The 23,597-nt window shown below is 70.2% G+C and carries 22 protein-coding genes and 1 tRNA gene; 10 read left to right on the forward strand and 13 right to left on the reverse strand.

From position 1 onward, the window contains the following. Positions 1-11 precede the first annotated feature (11 nt). On the forward strand, positions 12-470 hold the full coding sequence (locus VIL67_RS16410) for a DNA polymerase III subunit chi (protein ID WP_332049987.1): 459 nt from the start codon (positions 12-14) through the stop codon (positions 468-470). Continuing rightward, positions 467-781, forward strand: coding sequence for a peptidase inhibitor I78 (locus VIL67_RS16415; RefSeq protein ID WP_332049988.1), 315 nt, complete (start codon positions 467-469; stop codon positions 779-781). Before VIL67_RS16410 ends, VIL67_RS16415 begins: the two co-directional genes overlap by 4 nt. On the opposite strand, the gene VIL67_RS16420 is transcribed toward VIL67_RS16415, so the two are convergent. Both VIL67_RS16420 and VIL67_RS16425 read right to left on the reverse strand, forming a co-directional pair. Next, on the reverse strand, positions 778-2,004 hold the full coding sequence (locus tag VIL67_RS16420) for a glycosyltransferase (protein WP_332049989.1): 1,227 nt from the start codon (positions 2,002-2,004) through the stop codon (positions 778-780). The genes VIL67_RS16415 and VIL67_RS16420 overlap by 4 nt on opposite strands. Positions 2,005-2,060: 56 nt before the next feature. After that, a tRNA-Leu gene (locus tag VIL67_RS16425) sits at positions 2,061-2,145 on the reverse strand. A 199-nt stretch (positions 2,146-2,344) separates the two neighbouring features. Here VIL67_RS16425 and tig point away from each other — a divergent pair. Beyond that, a complete protein-coding gene (gene tig / locus VIL67_RS16430) occupies positions 2,345-3,703 on the forward strand; it encodes a trigger factor (RefSeq protein WP_332050206.1) in 1,359 nt (452 codons plus the stop codon). Positions 3,704-4,006: 303 nt separating this feature from the next. Here tig and VIL67_RS16435 read toward each other — a convergent pair whose 3' ends face one another. Then, entirely contained in the window at positions 4,007-4,174 is a 168-nt protein-coding gene (locus VIL67_RS16435; RefSeq protein ID WP_332049990.1) for a hypothetical protein, read from the reverse strand. Between the two features lie 302 nt (positions 4,175-4,476). On the opposite strand from VIL67_RS16435, the gene VIL67_RS16440 reads away from it, so the two are divergent. From VIL67_RS16440 to VIL67_RS16450, 3 genes are read left to right on the forward strand one after another with little or no spacing between them, the layout of a single operon-like run. Continuing rightward, on the forward strand, positions 4,477-6,267 hold the full coding sequence (locus VIL67_RS16440) for an FAD-dependent oxidoreductase (RefSeq protein ID WP_332049991.1): 1,791 nt from the start codon (positions 4,477-4,479) through the stop codon (positions 6,265-6,267). Then, positions 6,252-8,096 (forward strand): 2-oxoacid:acceptor oxidoreductase subunit alpha, encoded by a 1,845-nt coding sequence (locus VIL67_RS16445; protein ID WP_332049992.1) that lies wholly within the window; start codon positions 6,252-6,254, stop codon positions 8,094-8,096. Before VIL67_RS16440 ends, VIL67_RS16445 begins: the two co-directional genes overlap by 16 nt. Beyond that, positions 8,093-9,148, forward strand: a complete 1,056-nt coding sequence (locus VIL67_RS16450) for a 2-oxoacid:ferredoxin oxidoreductase subunit beta (protein WP_332049993.1) — start codon at positions 8,093-8,095, stop codon at positions 9,146-9,148. The genes VIL67_RS16445 and VIL67_RS16450 overlap by 4 nt, the downstream gene beginning before the upstream one ends. Here VIL67_RS16450 and VIL67_RS16455 read toward each other — a convergent pair. From VIL67_RS16455 to purM, 3 genes are read right to left on the reverse strand one after another with little or no spacing between them, the layout of a single operon-like run. Further along, complete coding sequence (locus VIL67_RS16455) at positions 9,129-9,845, reverse strand: hypothetical protein (protein WP_332049994.1); 717 nt, start codon at positions 9,843-9,845, stop codon at positions 9,129-9,131. The genes VIL67_RS16450 and VIL67_RS16455 overlap by 20 nt on opposite strands. Before the next feature lie 43 nt (positions 9,846-9,888). Further along, on the reverse strand, positions 9,889-10,647 hold the full coding sequence (locus tag VIL67_RS16460) for a DUF3313 domain-containing protein (RefSeq protein ID WP_332049995.1): 759 nt from the start codon (positions 10,645-10,647) through the stop codon (positions 9,889-9,891). A 60-nt stretch (positions 10,648-10,707) separates the two neighbouring features. After that, positions 10,708-11,733 (reverse strand): phosphoribosylformylglycinamidine cyclo-ligase, encoded by a 1,026-nt coding sequence (gene purM / locus VIL67_RS16465; RefSeq protein ID WP_332049996.1) that lies wholly within the window; start codon positions 11,731-11,733, stop codon positions 10,708-10,710. 81 nt (positions 11,734-11,814) lie between these two features. On the opposite strand from purM, the gene rnd reads away from it, so the two are divergent. After that, positions 11,815-12,993 (forward strand): ribonuclease D, encoded by a 1,179-nt coding sequence (gene rnd / locus VIL67_RS16470; RefSeq protein WP_332049997.1) that lies wholly within the window; start codon positions 11,815-11,817, stop codon positions 12,991-12,993. 412 nt (positions 12,994-13,405) lie between these two features. Here rnd and VIL67_RS16475 read toward each other — a convergent pair whose 3' ends face one another. The 5 genes from VIL67_RS16475 to VIL67_RS16495 form a co-directional block, all read right to left on the reverse strand. Next, positions 13,406-14,899, reverse strand: coding sequence for a Ppx/GppA phosphatase family protein (locus VIL67_RS16475; protein WP_332049998.1), 1,494 nt, complete (start codon positions 14,897-14,899; stop codon positions 13,406-13,408). Then, on the reverse strand, positions 14,880-17,087 hold the full coding sequence (locus VIL67_RS16480; protein WP_332049999.1) for an RNA degradosome polyphosphate kinase: 2,208 nt from the start codon (positions 17,085-17,087) through the stop codon (positions 14,880-14,882). The genes VIL67_RS16475 and VIL67_RS16480 overlap by 20 nt, the downstream gene beginning before the upstream one ends. 70 nt (positions 17,088-17,157) lie before the next feature. Next, on the reverse strand, positions 17,158-17,829 hold the full coding sequence (locus VIL67_RS16485) for a P-loop NTPase family protein (RefSeq protein ID WP_332050000.1): 672 nt from the start codon (positions 17,827-17,829) through the stop codon (positions 17,158-17,160). 101 nt (positions 17,830-17,930) lie between these two features. Continuing rightward, positions 17,931-18,698 (reverse strand): arginyltransferase, encoded by a 768-nt coding sequence (locus tag VIL67_RS16490; RefSeq protein WP_332050001.1) that lies wholly within the window; start codon positions 18,696-18,698, stop codon positions 17,931-17,933. Between the two features lie 77 nt (positions 18,699-18,775). Then, positions 18,776-19,684 (reverse strand): flagellar motor protein MotB, encoded by a 909-nt coding sequence (locus VIL67_RS16495; protein ID WP_332050002.1) that lies wholly within the window; start codon positions 19,682-19,684, stop codon positions 18,776-18,778. Positions 19,685-19,771: 87 nt separating this feature from the next. Between VIL67_RS16495 and VIL67_RS16500 the strand changes: the two genes are divergently transcribed. Genes VIL67_RS16500 through VIL67_RS16510 form a run of 3 tightly spaced genes read left to right on the forward strand, consistent with a single transcriptional unit; the run spans position 19,772 to position 21,972 of the window. Next, a complete protein-coding gene (locus VIL67_RS16500; RefSeq protein ID WP_332050003.1) occupies positions 19,772-20,632 on the forward strand; it encodes an NAD(P)-dependent oxidoreductase in 861 nt (286 codons plus the stop codon). Next, entirely contained in the window at positions 20,629-21,105 is a 477-nt protein-coding gene (locus VIL67_RS16505) for a GNAT family N-acetyltransferase (protein ID WP_332050004.1), read from the forward strand. The genes VIL67_RS16500 and VIL67_RS16505 overlap by 4 nt, the downstream gene beginning before the upstream one ends. Positions 21,106-21,114: 9 nt before the next feature. Continuing rightward, positions 21,115-21,972, forward strand: coding sequence for an alpha/beta fold hydrolase (locus VIL67_RS16510; RefSeq protein WP_332050005.1), 858 nt, complete (start codon positions 21,115-21,117; stop codon positions 21,970-21,972). A 79-nt stretch (positions 21,973-22,051) separates the two neighbouring features. Here the strand turns inward: VIL67_RS16510 and hemB are convergent, their stop codons facing one another. Then, positions 22,052-23,068 carry a porphobilinogen synthase gene (hemB, locus tag VIL67_RS16515; RefSeq protein WP_332050006.1) on the reverse strand — a complete coding sequence of 339 codons (1,017 nt, stop codon included), beginning with the start codon at positions 23,066-23,068 and terminating at the stop codon, positions 22,052-22,054. Further along, positions 23,065-23,544, reverse strand: a complete 480-nt coding sequence (locus tag VIL67_RS16520; RefSeq protein ID WP_332050007.1) for a hypothetical protein — start codon at positions 23,542-23,544, stop codon at positions 23,065-23,067. The genes hemB and VIL67_RS16520 overlap by 4 nt, the downstream gene beginning before the upstream one ends. Positions 23,545-23,597 lie beyond the last annotated feature (53 nt).

Raw genomic sequence — 23,597 nt, forward strand, 5'->3', positions numbered from 1 at the left:
TATGAAGGCGCATGACCGACACACCCTGCGAGGTCTGGTTCTACCACCTGGAGCGCACCGGGCTCGACCAGGCCCTGCCGGAGCTGCTGGAGAAGACGCTGCAGCGGGGTTGGCGCGCGCTCGTGCGCACGCCGCTTCCTGACAGGGTCGAGCACCTCGACGGCTGGCTCTGGAGCTATCGTGACGAGAGCTTTCTTGCGCACGGGGCCGCCGGGGAGCCGAACGCCGCCCGCCAGCCTGTGCTGCTGACCACAGGCGAGGAGAACCCCAACGGGGCTCATGCGCTCTTCCTGGTCGACGGGGCGGAGGCCGGCGACCTCACCGGCTATGCCCGCTGCGTCGTGCTGTTCGACGGCGGCGACGAGGCCCAGCTCGCCGCCGCCCGGGCGCAGTGGAGCCGGATCAAGGCGACCGGGGCGCCGGTGTCGTACTGGAAGCAGCAGGCGAGGGGGTGGGAACGACAGGCATGAGGACGCTTCCGGTCATCGGCCTGCTGGCCCTGGCGGCCTGCGCCGCGCCGCCGGCCGAGGCGCCGCCGCCGCCCGTGCGGACCGTCACCACCCCGCCGCCGGTCGCCACGCCGGCGCGCGATCGTTGCGGCGCCGCCGAGCTGCAGAAGCTGGTCGGCCGTCCGCGGTCCGAGATCCCTGTGCCCGTTCACCCCGAGCGGCAGCGGGTGGCCTGCACCACCTGCCCGGTGACCGAGGACCTCCGGGCGGACCGGCTGAACTTCTTCTTCGACGCACACACGGGGCTGATCCGCGAGATCCGCTGCGGCTAGGGGAGCTGCACGCCCAGGTCGCGCAGCAGGTCAAGCCAGGCCGCACGGCCCTTGTTGCGGTCGAACTTCTCAACGGCGGCGGCGCGGGCGGCCGCCCGCATCGGCGCGCTGGCGGCCGGATCGCGGCAGGCTTCGATCATCGCCTGCGACAGCGCCTGGTGGTCGAAGAACGGCAGCAGCCGGCCGCTCACCCCGTCCTCGACGGCGTCGCGCAGCGGCGCGGTGTCCGAGCCGATGACGTAGCAGCCGCTGGCCATGGCCTCGGACAACGACCAGGAGAGCACGAAGGGGTAGCTGTAATAGACGTGGGCGGTGGAGATCTGCAGGGCGGCGAGCATCACCGGATGCGGCACGCGGCCGAGGAAGTGCACGCGGGCCGGGTCGATCTCCACCCCTCGGAAGCAGACGTCCTTCCAGGTCAGGCCGTCCGGCGCCGTGCCGCCGTAGCCCTGCTGCCGCGCCTCTCCGATCACCAGCACCTGCGCCTCGGGCACCGCGCGCAGCAGCTCGGGCAGTGCGCGGGCGAAGATGTGCAGCCCGCGCATGGGCTCCATCTGGTTGTTGATGTGGGTGATCACCGGCGTTCCCGGCTGGATCACCCGCCCGTCGGGCAGGGCGAAGGGCTGGGGCGGCCCGGGACGGATGGCGTCGACGTCGACGCCTTCGTGGATGACGCGGGCCAGCGGCTGGAAGGCGGCGGGCAGGGTCGAGGCCTGGAAGGGGGTCGGGGCCACGATGGCGTGCGCGTCGCTGTAGCACAGGGCCATGACCGCGTTCTTGGTCTTGCCCAGCAGGATCGACTGCTCGGTGTGCTCGAAGAACTCGGTGTCGAAGCCGATGTCGAGGCCGCGGCCGCGGTAGAAGAACTCGGCGAACATCACCCGCCGGGCGTCGGGCCAGACCTCGTCCAGGAACAGCGGCTCGCCCCACCCCGAATGGGCGATGATCACGTCAGGCGTGAAGCCCTCGGCCTTCAGTCCCTTGGCCGCCTGGTAGGCGCCCCGGCCGCGCAGCATATCGGCCTCGGCGCGCACCGCCAGCGGCAGGAGGTTGGGCGTGCTGCCGCGGCCGAGCTTGTAGCGCATCTGCATCACGCCGGGCAGGCCGGGGGAAGCGGCGGCGCCGATGGCGGCGCAAGTGACGCCGCGGCCCATGAGGTCCTCGGCAAGCGCCCGGAACTGGGCCGGGAAGTTGTTGTGCACGAAGAGGACGCTGGACCCCATGAGGCCTTCATAGCGCCGCCGGCGGCGGTGTCACCCCGCAGGGTGAGGGCCGCCCCTGGTGCGGATGAGAGGACTCGAACCTCCACGCCTCTAGGCGCTGGAACCTAAATCCAGTGCGTCTACCAGTTCCGCCACATCCGCATGGGGCGACCCCGCCCCCATAGGGCAGAAGCCCGGCGGCCGCCAGCCCGGCCGCGCCTAAAGACTTGGACACGGGCGTGGCGCGTGACATAAGTCGCCGCCCCGCCGCTGGAGCCCCTCCGGCGGCGCTCACCATTTCACACTGAAGGCGGACGCAACGCGTGGGACGACGCGGCGGTCCGGAAGTTCCAGAATGTCGATGCAGATCGTTGAGAAGTCCGGTGAAGGCCTGAGCCGCGTCTATGGCGTGACGGTGCCGGTGCAGGACCTGACCGAGAAGCTGGAGGCGCGGATCGCCGAGATCACGCCGACGCTCAACATCAAGGGCTTCCGCCCGGGCAAGGTGCCGCCGGCCCACGTCCGCCGCCTCTATGGCAAGGCCCTGATGGGCGAGGTGGTCGAGCAGACGCTGACCGAAACCACCCAGAAGGTGCTGACCGACAACAACCTGCGGCCGGCGGGCGACCCGGACCTGAAGCCGGAAGGCGACATCAACGATGTCATCGAGGGCAAGGCCGACCTGACCTACGAGATCGCCGTCGACCTGATGCCGGAATTCGAGCCCGTGGACCCCGCGACCCTGACCCTGGAGCGCCCGGTGTACGAGCCGAGCGACGAGGAAGTCACCGAGGCGGTGAACGAGCTGGCCTCGCAGAACAAGACCTACGAGCCGCGCACCGGCAAGGCGGTGAAGGCGCAGGACGGCGACATGGTCGTAATCGACTTTGTCGGCAAGCTGGATGGCGAGGCCTTCGCCGGCGGCACGGCCACCGACGCCGAGCTGGTGCTGGGCTCGGGCCAGTTCATCCCGGGCTTCGAGGAGCAGCTGGTCGGCGCCAAGCCGGACAGCGACGTGGAGGTGAAGGTCACCTTCCCCGAGAACTACCAGGCCGCCAACCTGGCCGGTAAGGAAGCCGTCTTCGAGGTCAAGGTGAAGGAAGTGAAGGCCCCGGCCGAGTCCGCGGCTGACGACGCGTTCGCCGAGCGCCTGGGGGTCGAGAACCTCGAGAAGCTTCGCGAGCTGATCAAGACCAACCTCGAGCAGCAGTACGCCGGCGCCAGCCGCTTCAAGCTGAAGCGCGCCCTGCTGGACCAACTGGACACCAAGCACGACTTCCCGCTGCCGCCGAAGATGGTGGAGGCCGAGTTCGCCTCGATCTGGCAACAGGTGCAGCAGGACAAAGAGCAGGGCTCGCTGCCGGAAGACGACGCCGGCAAGACGGACGAGCAGCTGCAGACCGAGTACCGCAAGATCGCCGAGCGCCGCGTGCGCCTGGGCCTGGTGCTGGCCGAGATCGGCCGGGCCAACAATGTCCAGGTGACCGACCAGGAGCTCGCCGAGGCCATGCGCCGCGAGGCCATGCGCTACGGCCCGCAGGCCCAGCAGGTGTTCGACCTGTTCCGCCAGAACCCCAACGCCCAGGCCCAGCTGCGCGCCCCGATCTTCGAGGACAAGGTGGTGGACCTGATCGTCGAGAAGGCCTCGGTCACCGACAAGCCGGTGTCCAAGGACGAGCTGATGAAGGACGACGACCTGCCGGAAGGCTATTCCGCCTAAGGGCGAGTTCCCCGCCGACAACGAAGCGCCCCCGGCCTGAGGTCGGGGGCGTTTTCGTGTGTGCGCTTGTGTGTGAGGGGGACCACCAAGGACACCAAGATCACGAAGGGCGCGCACGCGCTCTGCCGCCTCGGCTGTCATTCAGGTTACGGCGCAGCCGAAGACCGGGACTCCTCTACGCGGCGGGCGATGGTGGGTGTGGCGGGGGCGGTGGCGTGAAGACAGCGAATGCGGAGCTGGAGGTCCCGGTCTTCGCGTTCCGCGAAACCGGGATGACAGGCAGGAGCGCCTCGGCGGGGGCCCTCAGAGGCCGCGGAGGCGGCGGAGGAGTTCGGGGTTCTCGACCTGGGCGCGGCGCGCGTTGATCTCCTGGAACAGGCTCGGCGGGACGCGGTCCTCCGCCGCGGGCGGCGCGATCGGCGGAATGGCGGGGGACGCAGGCACGGGGATGACGTCGTTGGGGGCGTTCATCGGCAGATCTCCCTGACCCCTCCCTCAAGGGGTTCCCGACCTTAAGGTATCATTTACCGCAGCCTGCCGCCTAGCGCCGCTTACCGCGCTCGCATGACGAGGCTGTGAGCCACGCCCTGGCAGGTTCTTGCCGAACCTCGAACAGAAATCGGCGAACGCCGATCAGATTCCGGTTGGCTTCGCTCGAAAACGGGACGTAACCTTTCTCCTGGACGCCGCGTCGTGACGGCGGGCCCTCTCTGGTTCAACCAGAGTTCGCCTTCGCCGCCGCGGGAGTAGAGCGTGTCGGGAAGGAAGCCGCCTTGCAGCGCACGCGTACCGAGACCCCGGAGTACTTCCACAAGGTCGTCGATTGCCAGTGGGCCTGTCCGGCCCACACCCCCGTCCCCGAATACATCCGCCTGATCGCCGACGGCCGCTACGCCGACGCCTACATGGTGAACTGGCGCTCCAACGTCTTCCCGGGCGTCCTGGGCCGCACCTGCGACCGGCCGTGCGAGCCCGCCTGCCGCCGCCGACGGGTGGAGGACGAGCCGGTGGCGATCTGCCGGCTGAAGCGGGTGGCGGCCGACAACAAGGGCGACGTGGCCGACCTGATGCCCGAGCCCGCCGCAGCGCCGAACGGTCGCCGCATCGCCCTGGTGGGCTGCGGGCCCGCGTCGCTGACCGTGGTCCGCGACCTGGCCCCGCTGGGCTACCAGCTCACCCTCTTCGACGCGGAGACCAAGAGCGGCGGCATGATCCGCTCGCAGATCCCCCGCTTCCGCCTGCCGGAAGAGGTGATCGACGAGGAGGTGGGCTACGTCACTAGGCTCGGCGGCGTCGAGCTGCGTCTAGGCCAGCGGGTGGACAGCCTGCAGGCGCTGCTGGAGGCGGGCTACGACGCGGTCTTCGTGGGCTCGGGCGCGCCGCGCGGCCGCGACCTGGACCTGCCGGGCCGCGCCGAGGCGGCGGCCAACATCCACATCGGCATCGACTGGCTCTCGTCCGTCTCGTTCGGCCACATCGACCGGATCGGCCGCCGGGTGATCGTGCTGGGCGGCGGCAACACCGCCATGGACTGCTGCCGCACCTCTCGCCGCCTGGGCGGCGAGGACGTGAAGGTCATCGTCCGCTCCGGGTTCGAGGAGATGAAGGCGTCCCCCTGGGAGAAGGAGGACGCGCTTCACGAGGACATCCCGATCCTCAACTACCGCGTCCCCAAGGCCTTCACCCACGAAGGCGGCCGCCTCACCGGCGTGCTCTTCGAGGTGGTGGAGGCGGTCTATGACGAGGCCGGCCGCCGCCGCCTGGTCCCGGCCGGCGCGCCCGACGAGCACCACGAGTGCGACGACGTCCTGGTGGCGGTCGGCCAGGAGAACGCCTTCCCCTGGATCGAGCGCGACATCGGCCTCGAGTTCGACGAGTGGGGCATGCCGAAGGTGAACCCGATCACCTTCCAGTCCACCCGGCCCGACGTCTTCTTCGGCGGCGACGCCGCCTTCGGACCGAAGAACATCATCTGGGCGGTGGCGCATGGGCACGAGGCGGCGGTCTCGATCCACCGCTTCTGCGAGGGCCACGACGTGCAGCTGCGCCCACGGCCGGCCGCGAGTCTGACCAGCCAGAAGATGGGCATCCACGAGTGGAGCTACGACAACGACGTCTCCAACGATCGCCGCTACCGCGTGCCGCTGCGCCCGAAAGCGGAGGCCCTGCGCGACGTGCGCCTGGAGGTGGAGCTGGGCTTCGACCGGGAGCTTGGCCTCCGCGAGGCGCAGCGGTGCCTGAACTGTGACGTGCAGACGGTCTTCGCCGACCCGCTGTGCATCGAATGCGACGCCTGCGCGGACATCTGCCCCGTGGACTGCATCACCTTCACCGAGGGCGGGCAGGAGGGCGAGCTGCGCACCCGGCTGAAGGCGCCCGCGCCGAACCTGACGCAGGACCTCTATGTGTCCGGCGCCCTGCCGACGGGCCGCGTGATGGTCAAGGACGAGGACGTCTGCCTGCACTGCGGGCTGTGCGCCGAGCGCTGTCCCACCGGCGCCTGGGACATGCAGAAGTTCTTCCTCGAAACCACCCAGGCGGAGCACGCATGCCCGAGCCGGTAGTGAACGGGCCTGGGCCCCGCGTGAACGACTTCGTGGTCAAGTTCGCCAACGTCAACGGATCGGGCTCAGCCAGCGCCAACGGCCTCTTCGCCCGCTCGATCATCCGGATGGGCGTGCCCGTGGCGGCGCGCAACATCTTCCCGTCAAACATCCAGGGCCTGCCCACCTGGTACGAGGTGCGGATCACCGAGGCCGGCTGGCTCGGGCGCCGCGGCGGGGTCGACCTGATGGTGGCCATGAACCCGCAGACCTGGGACCGCGACGTGGCCGAGATCGAGCCCGGTGGCTACCTCTTCTACGACAGCACCAAGCCCCTGCCGCCGGAGAGATTCCGCGACGACGTGACGGTGATCGGCGTGCCGCTGACCGCCATGTGCAATCGGGCCTATCAGGTCCCGCGCGAGCGCCAGCTGTTCAAGAACATCGTCTATGTGGGGGCGCTGGGCGCCCTGCTGGGGATCGACCCGCGGGTCATCGAGGCGTTGCTGGCGGAGGACTTCGCCGGCCGCCAGAAGCTGATCGACGCCAACGTGGCCGCGCTGGCCATGGGCTACGACTACGCAAGGCAGGAGCTTGAGCCGCTGAGCCTGCGGGTGGCGCCGGCCGACGCGGTGGGCGACCGGATCTATGTGGAGGGCAACGCCGCGGCGGCCCTGGGGGCGGTCTATGGCGGCGCGACGGTCTGCGCCTGGTACCCGATCACGCCGTCCACCTCGCTGGCGGAGGCCTTCAGCGGCTACTGCCAGGACCTGCGGACCGATCCGGAGACCGGCAAGGCGCGCTTTGCGATCGTGCAGGCCGAGGACGAGATCGCCTCGATTGGGATGGTGGTGGGCGCCGGCTGGAACGGCTGCCGCGCCTTCACGGCGACCTCCGGGCCGGGCATCTCGCTGATGACCGAGTTCATCGGCCTGTCCTATTTCGCCGAGATCCCGGCGGTGATCTTCGACGTGCAGCGGGGCGGACCCTCCACGGGGATGCCGACGCGCACCCAGCAGGCCGACCTGCTGGCCGCGGCCTACGCCAGCCACGGGGACACCAAGCATCCGCTGCTGCTGCCGGCCGATCCCGGCGAGTGCTTCGAGATGGGCGCCCAGGCCTTCGACCTCGCGGACCGGCTGCAGACCACCGTCTTCGTGATGCTCGACCTCGACATCGGCATGAACGAGTGGCTGACCAGGCCCTTCGCCTGGGACGACACGCGCCAGCTCGACCGGGGCAAGGTGATGAGCTTCGAGGCGCTGGACGCCGGGGCGGACTTCGGCCGCTACAAGGAGGTGGACGGCGACGGCATCCCGTACCGCACCTATCCGGGCGTCCACCCGACACGGGGCGCGTATTTCACCCGCGGCACCTCGCGCAACCCCTATGCGCGCTATTCCGAGGAAGGCGCGGTCTACGTCGACAACATGCAGCGCCTGCTGCGCAAGTTCGAGACGGCCAAGGCGCTGGTTCCGCAGCCGATCCTCACGCCGGCCAAGCGGAAGACGCCGGACGGGGTGATCTACTTCGGCTCCACCACCCCGGCCATGCACGAGGCCCTGGAGGCCCTGGAGGGGCAGGGGAAGCGGCTGGACGCGCTGAGGCTACGCGCCTTCCCGTTCCCACAGGCGGTGGAGGACTTCATCGCCAGTCACGAGCGGGTGTTCGTGGTCGAGCAGAACCGCGACGCGCAGCTTCGCACCCTGCTGACCACGGAGCTGGGGGCGGATCCCGCGAAGCTGGTCCCGGTGCTGCACTACGACGGCACCCCCATCACCGCGCGCTTCATCGCCGGCGAGATCGGCCAGCTGATGGCCATGGGCTCCATCACCGAGGCCGCGGAATGACCTGGATCACCAAGCCCCAGCTGCACCACCCGCTGCTCGCCAAGAACGCCCTGGGCTACACCCGGCGCGACTACGAGGGCTCGGTCTCGACCCTGTGCGCCGGCTGCGGCCACGACAGCATCTCGGCGGCGATCATCCAGGCGGTCTACGAGCTGGAGATCCCGCCGCACCGGATCGCCAAGCTGTCGGGGATCGGCTGCTCGTCGAAGACGCCGGACTACTTCCTGGGCAACTCGCACGGCTTCAACACCGTGCACGGGCGGATGCCCTCGGTGCTGACCGGGGCGAACCTGGCGAACAAGGATCTGGTCTACCTGGGCGTCTCGGGCGACGGGGATACCGCCTCCATCGGGCTGGGGCAGTTCGCGCACGCGGTGCGGCGCGGCGTGAACATGCTCTACATCGTCGAGAACAACGGGGTGTACGGCCTCACCAAGGGCCAGTTCTCGGCGACCTCCGACAAGGGCTCGAAGTCCAAGCGCGGGGTGGTGAACCACGACGCCGGGATCGACCTGGTGTCCATCGCCCTCCAACTGGGCGCGACCTACGTGGCCCGGTCGTTCTCCGGCGACAAGGCGCAGCTGGTGCCCCTGATCAAGGCGGGGCTGACGCACAAGGGGCCGGCCTTCATCGACTGCATCAGCCCGTGCGTGCAGTTCAACAACCACCCCGGCTCGACCAAGAGTTTCGACTATGTGCGCGAGCACAACGAGGCGGTGAACCGGCTGGACGTGATCAGCCCCCGGGCGCCGATCCAGGTGGACTATGCGCCGGGCGAGAGCGTCCGCGTGCAGCAGCACGACGGCTCGATCCTCAGCCTCCACAAGCTGGCCGAGCTCTACAACCCGAACAACCGCGCCCAGGCGCTGGGCTACCTGCAGGCCCGGCAGGCGCGGGGGCAGATCGTGACCGGCCTGCTCTATGTGGACCCGGACGCCTCAGATCTGCATGACGGGCTGCAGACCGTGGACACGCCGCTGAACGAGCTTGGGACGGCCGACCTGGTCCCGGGCCAGGGGGCGCTGGAGCGGATCAACGCCGCGTTGCGGTAGGCCTGCGCCAGACCCAGGCGGCGGCGAGCACCACCAGAGCCAGGACAAAGGCGGTCCAGGCGGGGATCGGGGCGTCGGCGCGCTCGGCGACGAACACGGCCACCAGCCCCCAAGCCACCGGCAGGCCGTAGAGCCACAGGCGTGTCCAGCGCAGGTAGCCGAGCGCAACACCCGCCGCGAAAACCAGGCCGACGAGCGCCGCCGGCGTCGCGGCCGACCGCGCGATGAGATCGTTCTTGGTCAGCACGGTCAGCAGATTAATGACGGAGGCGACCGTCAGCCAGCCTGCGAGTGCGGCGAACGGCCAGGCGATGAGAAGCCGGTCTGTCCGAGAATCGGCGGTCGCGCTCGCCCGTCGAGCCGCAGACATAGCTGAAATCGTCGCCAGCAGGATGGTGGCGACGCTGAGCCAGCCGCGGTCGGTCGCGCTCCACCAGATCCAGGCCCCGATCAGGCCCATGGCGCCGATGGCTGGAACATAGGCGGCGTCTAGCGCCCTAGACGCGCGCCCAGGCAGGGCTTGGTAGACGGCGAAGGCCAGGAGACCGGCATAGATGAGGCCCCAGATCGAGAAGGCGTAACCCGCCGCTCGCAGCGTCTCGTCGCCACCGTCGGCGAATTCGGCGGGGGAAAGCCCAAGGTCCTGCTGCGCCTGCAGGATCGGCGATCCGATCGCCAAGACAGCGACGGCGATCACGCCGAGCTTGAGCAGCCGCGCGAGAGGGCGCCGTGGTAATCCTTCACGGCTGGGTCTCCGGCCGGGCGCCGCTCATCTCGGGCACGTAGAGGCCGGTGGCGAACCTGGCGAGCCAGCCTTCAGGGCGGATCCGCGGGCCGTATTCGGCGCAGGGGTCGGGCTTGGCCGGACCCGGCGGCTTCACGTCAGGCGGGGTCATGGCCGCGGCGGCGGCGTCGGCGAAGGGCTCGGCGAACTGCAGGGCGTCGCCGACCCGGCTGAGCGACGGGTTGTCGGTGCCAATGGGCGTCGCGTCGCGACTCCAGACGAGGGCGGCGAACTGGCGGCCGTCGCTCGCCACCATCTCGGCCTCGGCGGTGAGCCCGCCGGTGGTCCCCGGCGCGCGCAGGCCGATCGGGCCGGGGATGAAGAAGGAGGCGGCGGCCGAGGCCACCGACCCGGCGCGGCCGGTGCGGCCGACCCGGGTGATCGCGGCGCGGACCTCGGCATCGGCGGGCTCGGTCGTGGCGATGGCGTAGCGCTCGGAGACCTCGAAGCAGAGCTGGGCGTCCACCTCGCGCTGCAGCAGGCGCCGCTCGCCATCGCTCAGCCAGTCGGTGGCGGCCCGGACTTCGCTGGGCAGCAGGCGCACGGTGCGGATGGTCGCCGCTTCTGGCCCCGCCTTCTTCTCCAGGATAGCGGCGCGCAGCGTGCCTTCACGCGGCGCCAGACCACTGTAGGTGGTGAGGAAGCCGGACTGCCGGGCCGGGGTGGCGCAGGCGGCCAGCGCGAGGAGCAGGGGCAGGGCGAGGGCGGCTTTCATGACGGTCCTTCGCGCGACGGAGGTCTGCAACCTCAACGCGCGACGCCTGTTTCCGCCGCGTCAGGCCCCGGCGAGTTCGCCAATCACGAAGGCCTCCTCGCCGTCGCGGACCAGGCCCTCCAGGACGTCGGGCAGGTCGTGCGGGTCGACGATCAGCATCAGGCCCACGCCGCAGTTGAAGGTGCGGCGCATCTCGTGCTCGGCGACGCCGCCCACCTCCTGCAGCCACTGGAAGACCGGCGGGGGCGCCCAGGCGTTCCAGTCGAAGCGGGGGATGAGGCCCGGGCGGATGGCGCGCGGCGGGTTCTCGACCAGGCCGCCGCCGGTGATGTGGGCGAGGCCGGACAGCCGGCCGGCCTTCAAGTGCGGCAGGACGGTCTTCACATAGATCCGGGTGGGGGCGAGCAGGGCCTGGGCGAGGCTCTGGCCGTCGGCGAAGGGGGCCGGCGCGTCCCAGGCCAGGCCCGAGCGCTCGACGATCCGACGGACCAGCGAATATCCGTTCGAGTGTGGGCCGGTGGAGGCGAGGCCGATCAGGATGTCGCCCGGCTTCTGCGCGTCGAACTTCGGCAGCACCTTGTCGCGGTCGACCGCGCCGACGCAGAAGCCCGCCATGTCGTAGTCGCCGGCGGCGTACATCCCCGGCATCTCGGCCGTCTCGCCGCCCACAAGGGCGCAGCCGGCTTGGCGGCAGCCCTCGGCGATCCCCTCGACCACGGTGGCGGCGGCCTCGACGTCCAGCTTGCCGGTGGCGAAGTAGTCCAGGAACATCAGGGGCTCTGCGCCCTGCGCCAGCAGGTCGTTGACGCACATGCCCACGAGGTCGACGCCCACGGTGTCGTGGATCCCGGTCTCGATGGCCACCTTGAGCTTGGTGCCGACGCCGTCGGTGGTGGTGACCAGCAGCGGGTCGTCGTAGCCGGCGGCCTTGAGGTCAAACAGCGCGCCGAAGCCGCCCAGCGAGGCCTCCGCGCCCGGGCGGCGGGTGGACCTGGCCAGCGGCTTGATGCGTTCCACCAGCTGGTTGCCCGCGTCGATGTCGACGCCGGCTTGCGCATAGGTGAGACCGTTCGGCCGCTCTGACATGACGGAAAGCCCTTGAGAAACTTGCACGAGCCGGTATCGCGGACTTGCAGACTCGGCCGCGCGCGGGGCTATAGCTAATCGATGACGCCGATTACGACCACCGCGGAACTCGCGGTGTTTTGCGACAAGCTCAAAGGCCAGCCCTTCGTCGCCGTGGACACCGAGTTCATGCGCGAGACGACCTATTGGCCCAAGCTGTGCCTGATCCAGGCCGCGGCGCCGAACGCGCACGCGGTGATCGACCCGCTGGCCGACGGCATGGACCTGGAGCCCTTCCTCGAGATCCTCCGCGACGAGACGATCCTGAAGGTGTTCCACGCCGCGCGCCAGGACGTTGAGATCTTCAACAACCTGAAGGCCATGCCGCGGCCGCTTTTCGACACCCAGGTGGCCGGGATGGCCGCCGGGTTCGGCGAGCAGATCGCCTATGACGCGCTTGTCCGCCAGATGCTGAAGATCGAGCTCGACAAGAGCTCCAGGTTCACCGACTGGGCGCGCCGGCCGCTGTCGGACAACCAGCTGACCTACGCCCTGGCCGACGTCACCCACCTGGCCGACCTCTACCCCCTGCTGCGCCAGCGGCTGGAGAAGGAGGGCCGGCTGGGCTGGGTCACCGACGAGATGTCGGGCCTGACCGACCCGGCCAACTACGACGTGGAGCCGGACAACGCCTGGAAGCGGCTGCGCCCGCGCCGGCATACGGCCAAGTACCTGGCGGTCTATCGGGCGGTGGCCGCCTGGCGCGAGCGCACGGCGCAGCTGCGCGACCAGCCGCGCGGCCGGATCCTGAAGGACGAGGCGATCGACGAGATCGCCACCCAGGCCCCCACGGACGCCGACGCCCTCGACCGGCTGCGCTCGGTGCCCAAGGGCTTCTCCGGCTCCCGGTTCGGGCCGGACCTGCTGGGCGCGGTGCGCGAGGCGCTGAAGGACCCGGAGGCCTATGCGCCGGTGATCGAGCGCAGCAAGACGCCGCCGTCGCCGGCCGCGGGCGCGGTGGTGGAGCTGCTGAAGGTGCTGCTGAAGGCGCGGGCGGAGGAGGCCGGCGTCGCCTCCAAGCTGATCGCGACGGTGGCCGACCTGGAGCAGATCGCCAACGACGACGAGGCGCCGACGCCGGCCCTCAAGGGCTGGCGGCGCGAGGCGTTCGGCGAGGACGCGCTCAAGCTGAAGCGGGGCGAACTGGCCCTGGTGCTGGACGGAACCCGGGTGCGGGTGGTCGAGGTCCGGCGTGCGCCCAAGGCGGCCGCCGCCGGCTGAGCCGCCAAGCTTACTGTGGATAAGGCAAGCCTCTGACGCCGCGAGGCTTTTCGGCCGCTGCACAGGGTTGTCCACCGCCGCTGCACAGGTCCGGCCGGGGTTTCCCACATCGGGAGAACGCCGGTCGCTTGCCGGCCGGCCGGGATCGGGCGAACCTCTCCTTGCCGAGAGGAACTGCGGCGCGGCGGACCGGGACACCGGACCCGAAGCGGGCAGTAGGCTCCGGAGGCGGCGAGGGAGAGGGCGACCTCGATCTCAACGGACCCGGGGTGTCGGAGGCGGGCAACCAGGCGGCGGGCGACCGGCGCCAGGGGATCTCCCCCTCCACCTTGAAGGCCTGGATCCCCCAACGGATCTGGTTTGAGCGGGCGGTGTTCGGGGCGACCCGGGCGCCGCCCTCTTGCTATGGGGCTCAGCCCAGCTCGAGCTTGAGCTTCAACGCCTGGGCCAGGGCCTGGGCGCGCTTGGGGGTCTGTTCGCCGAGCAGCAGGTCCTCGTAGCCGGGCGCCGCGGCCAGCCGCAGGCGGTCGCCCTTGCAGACCAGGGCGGACTTCTCCAGCAGGCCGGCGTTTCGCCCGGAGATGTCGCAGCCCAGGCGGATCGCGGCGCCCAGCGCGCGGGCCCGCTTCTGCCGCTCGCCGGTCAGCAGCTTGGCGACGACGCCCTGCTCGGGCGTGGTCGTGGCGGTGGTGTGGCGCGAGAAGGCCACGCAGGCCAGGAAGGCGCGCTCGGGGTGGGTCATGCCGGCGATCGGCGCGCGCAGCACCTGCTCGAAGGCGATGTCGGCCCGGTGGTCGGGGTGGAGCCGGGCCCCCAGGTCGGCGAGCCGGCAGGCGGCGGCGAGCAGGACACGGTCGCGGTCGCCGAACGAGGGCGAAAGCTGCTCGAAGACCGGCGACAGCCAGGCCTCCAGCGCCCCGCCCAGGTCGGGCGAGAGGCCGCGGACGGCGGTGAGCGCCTCGCAGCCGGCGATCAGCGGGTCCTGCCGGCGGACCTCGGGCGGCATGGCGTCGAGCAGCAGGCCTTCGCGCACGCCATAGGCCGAGATCACCAGGCGCTCGATGCCCAGCAGCTCGATGAGGGCGTCCAGCACGAGCGCGGAATAGGGCAGGGTGTCGAAGCGCTTCTTGGAGACGCCCTCGATACGCTCCAGCGAGGATTTCGACTGCCGCTCGACGAAGCGAGCGAGCTGGACCGCGTCGGACGCGCTCATCTCGTACTGGTGGGCGACGTGCAGCGGGTAGTCGGCGAGCTGCATGTGCAGGAGCGCGATGTTCCGCCAGGCCCCGCCGACCGCGTGGAACTCTTTCGAGGCGAAGCGGCCGGCGACGGGGGACAGCGCCTTGCCGATGGCCCGCCAGGTGCGATCGATGTCCAGCGGCCGCGGCGCGCCGAGCGCGAACGGGCCGAGCGGCAGGGTCACGCCCTCCTGCGCGCCGCCGTCCTTCAGCCGCACCAGTTCCAGGCTCGACCCGCCGAGGTCGCCGACCACGCCCTTGGCGCCGGGATGGCCAGCCAGCACCCCGAGGGCGGCGTAGTGGGCCTCCTCCTCGCCGGAGAGCACGCGCACGTCAAAGCCGGTCTCGGCCTTGACCTGGCGGATGAAGTCAGCCCCGTCGGCCGCCTCGCGCACGGCGGCGGTGGCGGCCACGGTGATGTCCTGCGCGGGCCAGCCTTCCAGCAGGACTCGGAAGCGGCGAAGCGCGGTCATGGCGGTGCGAACGCCATCCGGCGAGAGGCGTCCGGTGGCCGGCAGGTCGCGGCCGAGGCCCGCCAGGGCCTTCTCGTTGAACACCGTCCACAGCGCACGGCCGTCGATGCGGTAAACGACGAGGCGGACGGAGTTGGAACCCAGGTCGATGACCGCGGCCTGGCGCGGCTCGGGCCTATCCTCGCGAAGCCACATGGTCGATCGCGCGCGGCATGTCCTTCACCTTCTGGCCTCGTCCGGACAGGCTGGGGTTGGTCATGAAGTACTCGTGCGCGGAAAAGGCGCTCGGGTGGTCCCAGGACGGGTCCCGCCTATAGCGGCCGTCCGCATCCAAGGTCCAGCTCTGCGCTTCGTCCTTCAGGTTCGCCAGCATGATCTGCTGGAGAACCTGCTGGTGGACGGTCGGGTTCTCGATGGGCGTCAGGCATTCGACGCGGCGGTCGAGATTTCTCGGCATCCAGTCCGCCGAGGAGATGAACACGCGGGCTTCCGACGAGGGCATGGGCGCCCCGTTGGCGAAGGCCACGATGCGGGAGTGCTCCAGGAAGCGGCCGACGATCGACTTCACCCGGATGTTCTCCGAGAGCCCCGGCACGCCAGGGCGAAGGCAGCAGATGCCGCGCACCACCAGGTCGATGGCCACGCCCGCCTGGCTCGCGTCGTAGAGGGCGTCGATCACCTGGGCGTCCACCAGGGAGTTCAACTTGGCCCAGATGGCGGCGGGCTTTCCGGTGCGGGCGTTCTCCACCTCGGCGCCGATCAGGGCCAGCAGGTCGCGCTTCATGGTGACCGGCGAGAACGACAGCTTCTCCAGCCGCTCGGGCCGGGCGTAGCCGGTGACATAGTTGAACAGCCGGGCGGAGTCGCGACCCAGGGCCGGGTCAGTGGTGAACAGCGACAGGTCGGTGTAGCTGCGCGCGGTGATCGGGTGGTAGTTGCCGGTCCCGAAGTGGCAGTAGGTGCGCAGGCCGTCGCCCTCCTTGCGCACGACCATCGAGAGCTTGGCGTGGGTCTTGTATTCCACGAAGCCAAAGACGACGTGGACCCCGGCGCGCTCCAGGTCACGCGCCCACTTCAGGTTCGCGGCCTCGTCGAACCGGGCCTTGATCTCCACCAGAGCGGTGACGTTCTTGCCGTTTTCGGCGGCGTCAATCAGGGCGGCGACGACCGGGCTGTCGGACGAGGTCCGGTAGAGGGTCTGCTTGATCGCCAGCACGTTCGGGTCCCGCGCCGCCTGCCGCAGGAACTGGACCACCACGTCGAAGCTCTCGAACGGGTGGTGGACCAGGATGTCCTTCTCGCGGATCGCCGCAAAGCAGTCGCCGCCGTGGTCGCGGATGCGCTCGGGGAAGCGCGGCTCGAACGGCTTGAACTTCAGGTCGGGGCGGTCCCGGGGGATCAGCTGGGACAGCTCGTTCAGCCCCAGCAGCCCGTCGATGAGCACGATGTCGTCCGACTGGGCGTGCAGGTTCTCGCAGATGAAGCCGCGCAGCTCTTCGGGCATGGCGGCCTCGACCTCGACGCGGACCACCGAGCCCATGCGCCGCTGCTTCAGCGCCGCCTCGAACTCGCGGACCAGGTCCTCGGCTTCTTCCTCGATCTCCACGTCGCTGTCGCGGATCAGCCGGAACACGCCCATGCCGAGGGTCTCGCAGCCCGGGAACAGGTGGTCGAGGAAGAGGGCGACCAGGCTCTCCAGCGCAATCACCCGCCGCTCCACCTTGCGGCCGCGGCCGCGCGACGAGATCTCCCAGAACCTGGCCACCTGGGCCGGGATCGGCACCAGGGCGTAGAGCAGCCGCCCGTCGGACAGCCGCTTCAGCTTCAGCACCAGCGAGAACGCCAGGTTCGGGATGAAGGGGAAGGGGTGGGCCGGATCGATGGCCATCGGCGTCAGCACCGGGAACAGCTGACCCAGGAAGGCCTCTTCCAGCGCCGCCTTCTCGGGCTCGGTGACGTCGCCCATCACCGCCACCTGCAGGCCTTCCCGAGCCAGGCCGTCGCGCAGCTCGGCCCACCGGGTCTGCTGGTCAGCCATCAGGTCGGCGGCCTCGGCGTTGATGCGTTCCAGCTGCTCGGCCGGGGTCAGGCCGTCCTGGCTGACCACTCGCACGGCCTCGCGGACCTGCGCCTTAAGGCCCGCCACCCGGACCATGTAGAATTCGTCGAGGTTGCTGGCGCTGATGGCCAGGAATCTCAGCTGCTCCAGCAGCGGATGACGCGGGTTCTGGCTCTCGGCGAGCACCCGGCGGTTGAACGCCAGCCAGGAGAGCTCACGGTTGAAGAAGCGGGCGGGCGAGCTGGCCAGCTCCTCGTTCCAGTCCAGACGGTCGCGCACGGCCTCGGTCGCGGGGTTCGAGGCGATCGGCGCGGCAAGGCTCATCTCGTGACGGCTCCGGACAGTCCCAGGCGGTCAAGCGTATCTGGACCTCGCCTGTGACACCCGCAAGTCATCACTCGAAAAGGTCTAAATTCTGATTATCGCCGTCCAGGATCTCCCGGGCGAGAACCCGTGAGATCGGCCGAAGTTCGCCGTCGATGCCCTCGTCGAGCCTGCGGACGATCTCTCGCGCGCCCGGGATCGACCGCTCCATGCGCCGGAGCAGATAGGCGTAGACCTCCTTGGGGGGGCGGATACTCCTCTCCCGGAAGAATTTCTCCAGCACCCCCTCCAGCACCCGGTCACAGGGAGGCTCGATCTCGGCGACGGGCAGGGCGTTGAGGCGCGAGCGCAGGTCGGGCAGGGCGGCGGGCCAGGCGGCGGGCGCCGTGCGCGCCGTCATCAGCAAGCCGCCGCCGGGCTGGGCCGCCAGGTTGATCAGGTGGAACAGGGCCTCGTCCGGCACGCCCCGGTCCACGTCCTCCAGCAGCACGGGCCGGCCGCGGGCGGCGTCCACCTCCGGGGCCGAGCGGTCGAGGACGACGGCGCCCGCCGTGTCGGCCCAGGCGCGCGCGAGGTGGGTCTTGCCGACTCCTTCGGGCCCAGCCAGCACGAGGCAGCCGCCGTGCCACGCCGGCCAACCCTCCACCGCGCGCCGGGCCTCACGGTTGGAGTCCCCGTGGACGAAGGCGTCACGGGCGTAGGAGGTGGGGCCGCTAAGGCTCAGCCGGAGCTGTCGCGCCATGCGCATGTCCTGCTGCGGAGATCACGGCCGGCGTTCTAGCGGCGGCGGCGAGCGGCCGCCAGCGGGGCCGGGAAACGATCCCCGTGTCACACAGGCGCGCCTCAGGCCGCCTTGCCGGCGCTCTTGATGTCCCGCGCCGCCAGCAGCGTCCAGCCCTCGGGCTTCAGCAGCTCGATGGGCGTGAAGCGGACCTTGTAGTCCATCTTCTCCGAACCCCTCACCCAGTAGCCCAGGTAGACGTAGGGCAGGCTGGTCAGGCCGGCCTGGATCACGTGGTCCAGGATCATGAACGAGCCCAGGCTGCGGCGCGCCATGGTGGGATCGTAGAAGCTGTAGACCAGCGACAGGCCGTCGCTCATGAGGTCCACGAGCGCACAGGCGATCAGGTCGCCGGGGCCGCCATCCCGGGAGCGGGTGCGGTATTCGATGATGTGGGTGCGGACAGCGGTGTCCTCGACCATGGCCACGTAGTCAGGCCAGGTCATCTCGGCCATGCCGCCGTCGGCGTGGCGGGCGGTGAGGTAGCGGCGAAGCAGGTCGAACTGCTCCATCGTGGCCTCGGCCTCCACTAGGTGGCGCTCGAGATCGTCGTTGCGCGACAGCGTCTTCCGCTCCGAGCGGGAGAAGACGTAGTCGCCGGCCGGGATGCGCGCCGAGACGCACGCCGCGCAGGCCTCGCAAGCCGGGCGGTAGGCGATGTTCTGGCTGCGCCGGAAGCCCACCTGGGTCAGGCTGTCGTTGACCGAGGCGCCGTCCGACAGGGGCAGGTGGGCGAACACCTTCCGTTCGAACCGCTCGGGCAGATAGGGGCAGGGCGATGGCGCGGTCAGGAAGAACCTGAGCTGTCGGGTCGGGAAATGCTGCGTCACGGACCTGCGCTTGCCCCAAAACTCTGCGCCTGAAACCATTTAGGCGTCATGCGGGCCTCCAGCGCAAGGCGCCTGCGCTAAAGGCCGCGGTCCGGCGGCAGGACCGGCGCCTCACGCAACAACACGATGGCGATGCGACGGTTGCCGGGCAGCGTGGGATCGTCTGGGTAGAGCGGCTCGGACGTGGCCCGCCCGGCCACCTGGTAGATGCGATCGGGATCGACGCCTGAGCCCTGCAGGATCCGGCGGGCGGAGTCCGCGCGGGCCGCCGACAGGCTCCAGTCCCCCTCCGCCTTGGCGCCGTTGGCGTTGGCGCTGGTGTGGCCGTAGATGTTCACCCGGTTGGGCAGCTGGTTGACCACCTTCGACACGGCCCGCAGCAGCAGCTGCGCCCGGCCGTTCAGCTGGGCGGAGCCCTGGTTGAACATCGAGCGCCCCTCCTGGTCGACCAGCTGGATGCGCAGGCCCTCGGGGGTCTGGTCGATGATGATGTTCTTCGACAGCTCCGTGAGCTCGGGCATGTCCTGGAGCGCCTGGCGCAGCGACATGGCGGCCGACTGGAAGGCGGCTTCCTCGCGCTTCTGCAGGGCGTCGCGGAGGGCGTCCGTGGTCAGTTCGTCGGCGGAGGCGGGGGAGCCCTCGTCGCTGGTCTTGCCGTTGTCGGGGTTCGGGCTCTCGGGCGACAGCGCCTCGATGATCGGCATGGAGCCTTCGCTCTTGGCGCCGTCGTCGCCCAGCGCCGTGCCGCCCAGGATGCCGCCGGAGCCGGAGGTGGTCTCCGACACGCTGGCCGGCGCGAAGTAGTCGGCGATGCCGCGCTTCTGCTCGGGGCTGGTGGTGTTGATCAGCCACATCAGCAGGAAGAAGGCCATCATGGCGGTCACGAAGTCGGCGTAGGCGACCTTCCACGCGCCGCCGTGGTGGCCGTGTCCGCCCCCCTTCTTGACCTTTTTGATGACGATCGGCTGGTCGCCCATACCCGCCATGGCTCACCCCACCTGGGCCTGTTACAGGGGGAGCAAGGTGAAGGCCGCCAGTTAAGATGCGGCTAAGGTTACGGAGAGTGCGAGGGGATGAAGGTCGCGTTCGCGGGCCTGGGGGTGATGGGCTTCCCCATGGCGGGACACCTGGCCCGGGCCGGCCATGAGGTCACCGTCTACAACCGCAGCCCCGACAAGGCCGCCCGCTGGGTGGAGACCTACGGCGGCCGCTCGGCGCCCACCGTGGCCGAGGCGGCGAGCGGCGCCGAGGTCTTCCTGCTCTGCGTGGGCGCCGACGACGACGTCCGCCAGGTGGTCGGCGAGGCGTTGCCGGCGCTGGCGCCCGGCGCGATCATCGTCGACCACACCACGGCGTCCGCCGCGGTGGCGCGCGAGATGGCGGCCAAGGCCGCCGAGCGCAGCGTGGGCTTCGTGGACGCCCCGGTGTCCGGCGGCCAGGCCGGCGCGGAGAACGGCCAGCTGACCATCATGTGCGGCGGCGCGGCCGAGGCCTTCGCCCGCATCCAGCCGGTCGTCGGCCCCTATACGAAGGCGATCCGCCTAATGGGCGAGGCCGGGGCCGGCCAACTGACCAAGATGTGCAACCAGATCTGCATCGCCGGCGTGGTCCAGGGGCTGGCCGAGGCGCTGCACTTCGCCAAGCGGGCGGGGCTGGAGCCGCAGGACGTCTATGAGGCGATCTCCAAGGGCGCCGCCCAGTCCTGGCAGATGGACAACCGCTGGAAGACCATGGCGGAGGGCAAGTTCGACTTCGGCTTCGCCGTGGACTGGATGCGGAAGGATCTGGGCTTGGTGCTGGAGGAGGCCGGCCGCAACGGCGCCAAGCTCGATATGACGGCGCTGGTGGATGGCTTCTACGGCGAGGTGCAGGCGCTTGGGGGAAGCCGCTGGGACACCTCCAGCCTGGTGGCGCGGCTGGAGCCGCCGCGTTGAGGACCGAACGCCTCACGCTGACGCCGCCGGTCGCCGACGACGCGGGCTTCGTGCTCGAGCTGCTGAACGATCCGGGCTGGATCGCCAACATCGGCGACCGGGGCGTGCGCACCCTCGACGGGGCGCGCGCCTACATCGAGGAGCGCTTTTCGAAGAGCCCCTGGTTCGTGGTCCGCGACGCGGCGGGCCAGCCGCTTGGCATGTGCGGCGTCGTCGTCGGCCGCGACGGCCTGGACTCCCCCGACATCGGCTACGCCTTCCTGGCTCGGCACTCGGGCCAGGGCTACGCCACCGAGGCCGCCGCGGCGGTCCTGCGCCACGCCCGCGAGACCATGGGACTGACCAAGCTGGCCGCCATCACCACGCCCACCAACACCGCCTCGCAGCGGGTGCTGGAAAAGCTTGGCTTCCGCTTCGTCCAGATGATCAACCTGCCCGGGTCGGAGGAGCCCAGCGCCTACTTCGTGATCTAGGAGGCCCGCATGATCACCACCCGCACGGTCGAGGCGAACGGCTTCCGGTTCGCCGTGGACGAGGCGGGGCAGGGGGATCGGCTGGCGTTGTGCCTGCACGGCTTTCCGGAGAGCCGCTATTCCTGGCGCCACCAGATGCCGCTGCTGGCGGGCCTGGGTTACCGCGCGTGGGCGCCGGACCTGCGGGGCTATGGCGACACCACGCCCCGGCCGCAGGACGTGGCGAGCTATCGGATCGACCGGCTGGTGGACGATGTCGCCGCCCTGATCGACGCCAGCGGCGCCAGGGAGGTCACCCTGCTGGCGCACGACTGGGGCGCACTGGTCGCCTGGACCTTCGCCGCCGACCGCGTACGGCCGCTGAAGCAGCTGGTGATCATGAACGTGCCGCACCCGGCGGTGTTCGCCCGCGTGATCCGCACCTCCCCGGCGCAGCGCAAGCGGTCGTGGTACGTGGCCTTCTTCCAGCTCCCCTGGCTGCCGGAGCGGATGATGACCGCGCGCAGGGCGCAGGCGATCCGCCGGGCCTTCCACGGCATGGCGGTGGACAAGAGCCGCTTCCCCGACGAGGTCCTCGACCGCTACGCCGCCAATGCGCTCCGGCCGGGCGCCATGCGGGCGATGATCAACTGGTACCGGGCGGCGGTGCGCTATCGCGTGCAGGATCGCCAGTGGCCGGCGATCGAGACCCCGACGCTGATTGTCTGGGGCGAGGAGGACGCCGCACTGGGGCTCGAGACGCTCGAGGGGACGGAGGCGTTCGTTCGTGACCTTCGCATCGAGCGCCTGCCCGGCGTCTCCCACTGGGTGCAGCAGGAAGCGCCCGAGCGGGTCAACGCCATCCTGGAGGGCTGGCTGAGGTCCTAGGCCAAAATCCGCTCATCCCGGCTTTCGCCGGGAAGAGCGGTGATGGGGTGAGGCAGGGCGGGTTTCCGCGGCTCGATGGTCATGCGCCGAGCAGGCGCGCAGCGCGGGGCGCGAAGTAGCTGATGATCCCGGCGGCGCCGGCGCGCTTGAAGGCGCCCAGGCTCTCGAGGATGGCGCGCTCCTCGTCGAGCCAGCCGTTCTGGGCGGCGGCCATGAGCATGGCGTACTCGCCCGAGACCTGGAAGGCGAAGGTCGGCAGGCGGAACTCGTCGACCACGCGGCGGACGATGTCGAGGTAGGGCAGGCCGGGCTTCACCATGACCATGTCCGCCCCCTCGGCGATATCGAGGGCGACCTCGCGCAGGGCCTCCTCGGTGTTCGCCGGGTCCATCTGATAGGTCTTCTTGTCGCCGGGGTTGTCCACCGAGCCCGTGCCGAGCTTTCCTGAGCCGATGGCCTCCCGGTAGGGGCCGTAAAAGGCCGAAGCGTACTTGGCGGCGTAGGACATGATCATCACGTCCTGCAGGCCCTCGGCCTCGAGCGCCGTGCGCAGCGCGCCACAGCGGCCGTCCATCATGTCGGAAGGGGCGAGGATGTCGCAACCGGCCTTGGCCTGGACGAGGCCCTGCATGACGAGCCGCTCGATGGTGGCGTCGTTGAGGATCCGGCCGCCTTCCACCAGGCCATCGTGGCCGTGGTCCGTGAAGGGGTCGAGGGCCACGTCGCACATGATCCCTACCTCAGGGGCGGCGTCCTTCATCGCCTTGACGGCGTTGCAGACGAGGCCGTTCGGATCGTGAGCCAGCGTGCCTAGGGCGTCCTTCTTGGCGCCGTCGATGTGCGGGAAGACGGCGATGGCGGGAATGCCCAGCGCCCGGGCCTCCTTCGCGGCGGCGGCGGCGCCCTTCACCGACAGGCGGGCCACGCCCGGCATCGAGCCCACCGGGACCTCGCCCTCGCCCTCATGCACCACCATGGACCAGATCAGGTCGGCCGGCGTGAGCACCGTCTCGCGGACCAGGCGGCGGACCCAGTCGGCCTGGCGCAGGCGGCGAAGACGGAGGGCGGGATAGGCGGCGAGGGGGGCGGGGCTCATGCCGCCGCGCTGTCGCCCATGCCGCGCTCGGACGCAAGCCGGATGAAGCCGATGGCGGGCGCGATCAGCAGCCACAGGCTGGACAGGAAGCCCAGCAGCACGGCGAGCGCCAGGAGCGCGATGACCCGGGCGCCGATGGTGATGTCCTGCAGCTGGATCTGCAGCGTCTCCAGGTGCTCCCAGCCGGTGATGCTGGCCATGCTGAGCACCTCGCCCAGGCCGCCGATGACCCCGGCCAGGGCGCAGCCCGCCGCGGCCAGGCTGAGGACGAAGGCCACCCAGAAGATGCGAATCTGGAAGGCGAAGTGGCTGCTGACCATGCAGCGCGCGGCGCCGCGTTGCGAATAGGCGATCACCACCGCGATCAACGCCGGGAAGCCGGCGAAGAAAATCGAGGCGAACAGCAGCGCGTAGCCCAACATGGCCAGGTTCTGCGAATTGTCGCCCGCGGGGGCGGCGAGGTAGTCCGTCGTCATGGTGGCCCCCCAAAGCCAACCGGTCCGATGTTGACAGGGTGCGTCACTGGCGC

It is taken from the genome of Phenylobacterium sp., from assembly GCF_036563385.1.
In the GTDB taxonomy this organism is placed as follows: Bacteria; Pseudomonadota; Alphaproteobacteria; order Caulobacterales; family Caulobacteraceae; genus Phenylobacterium.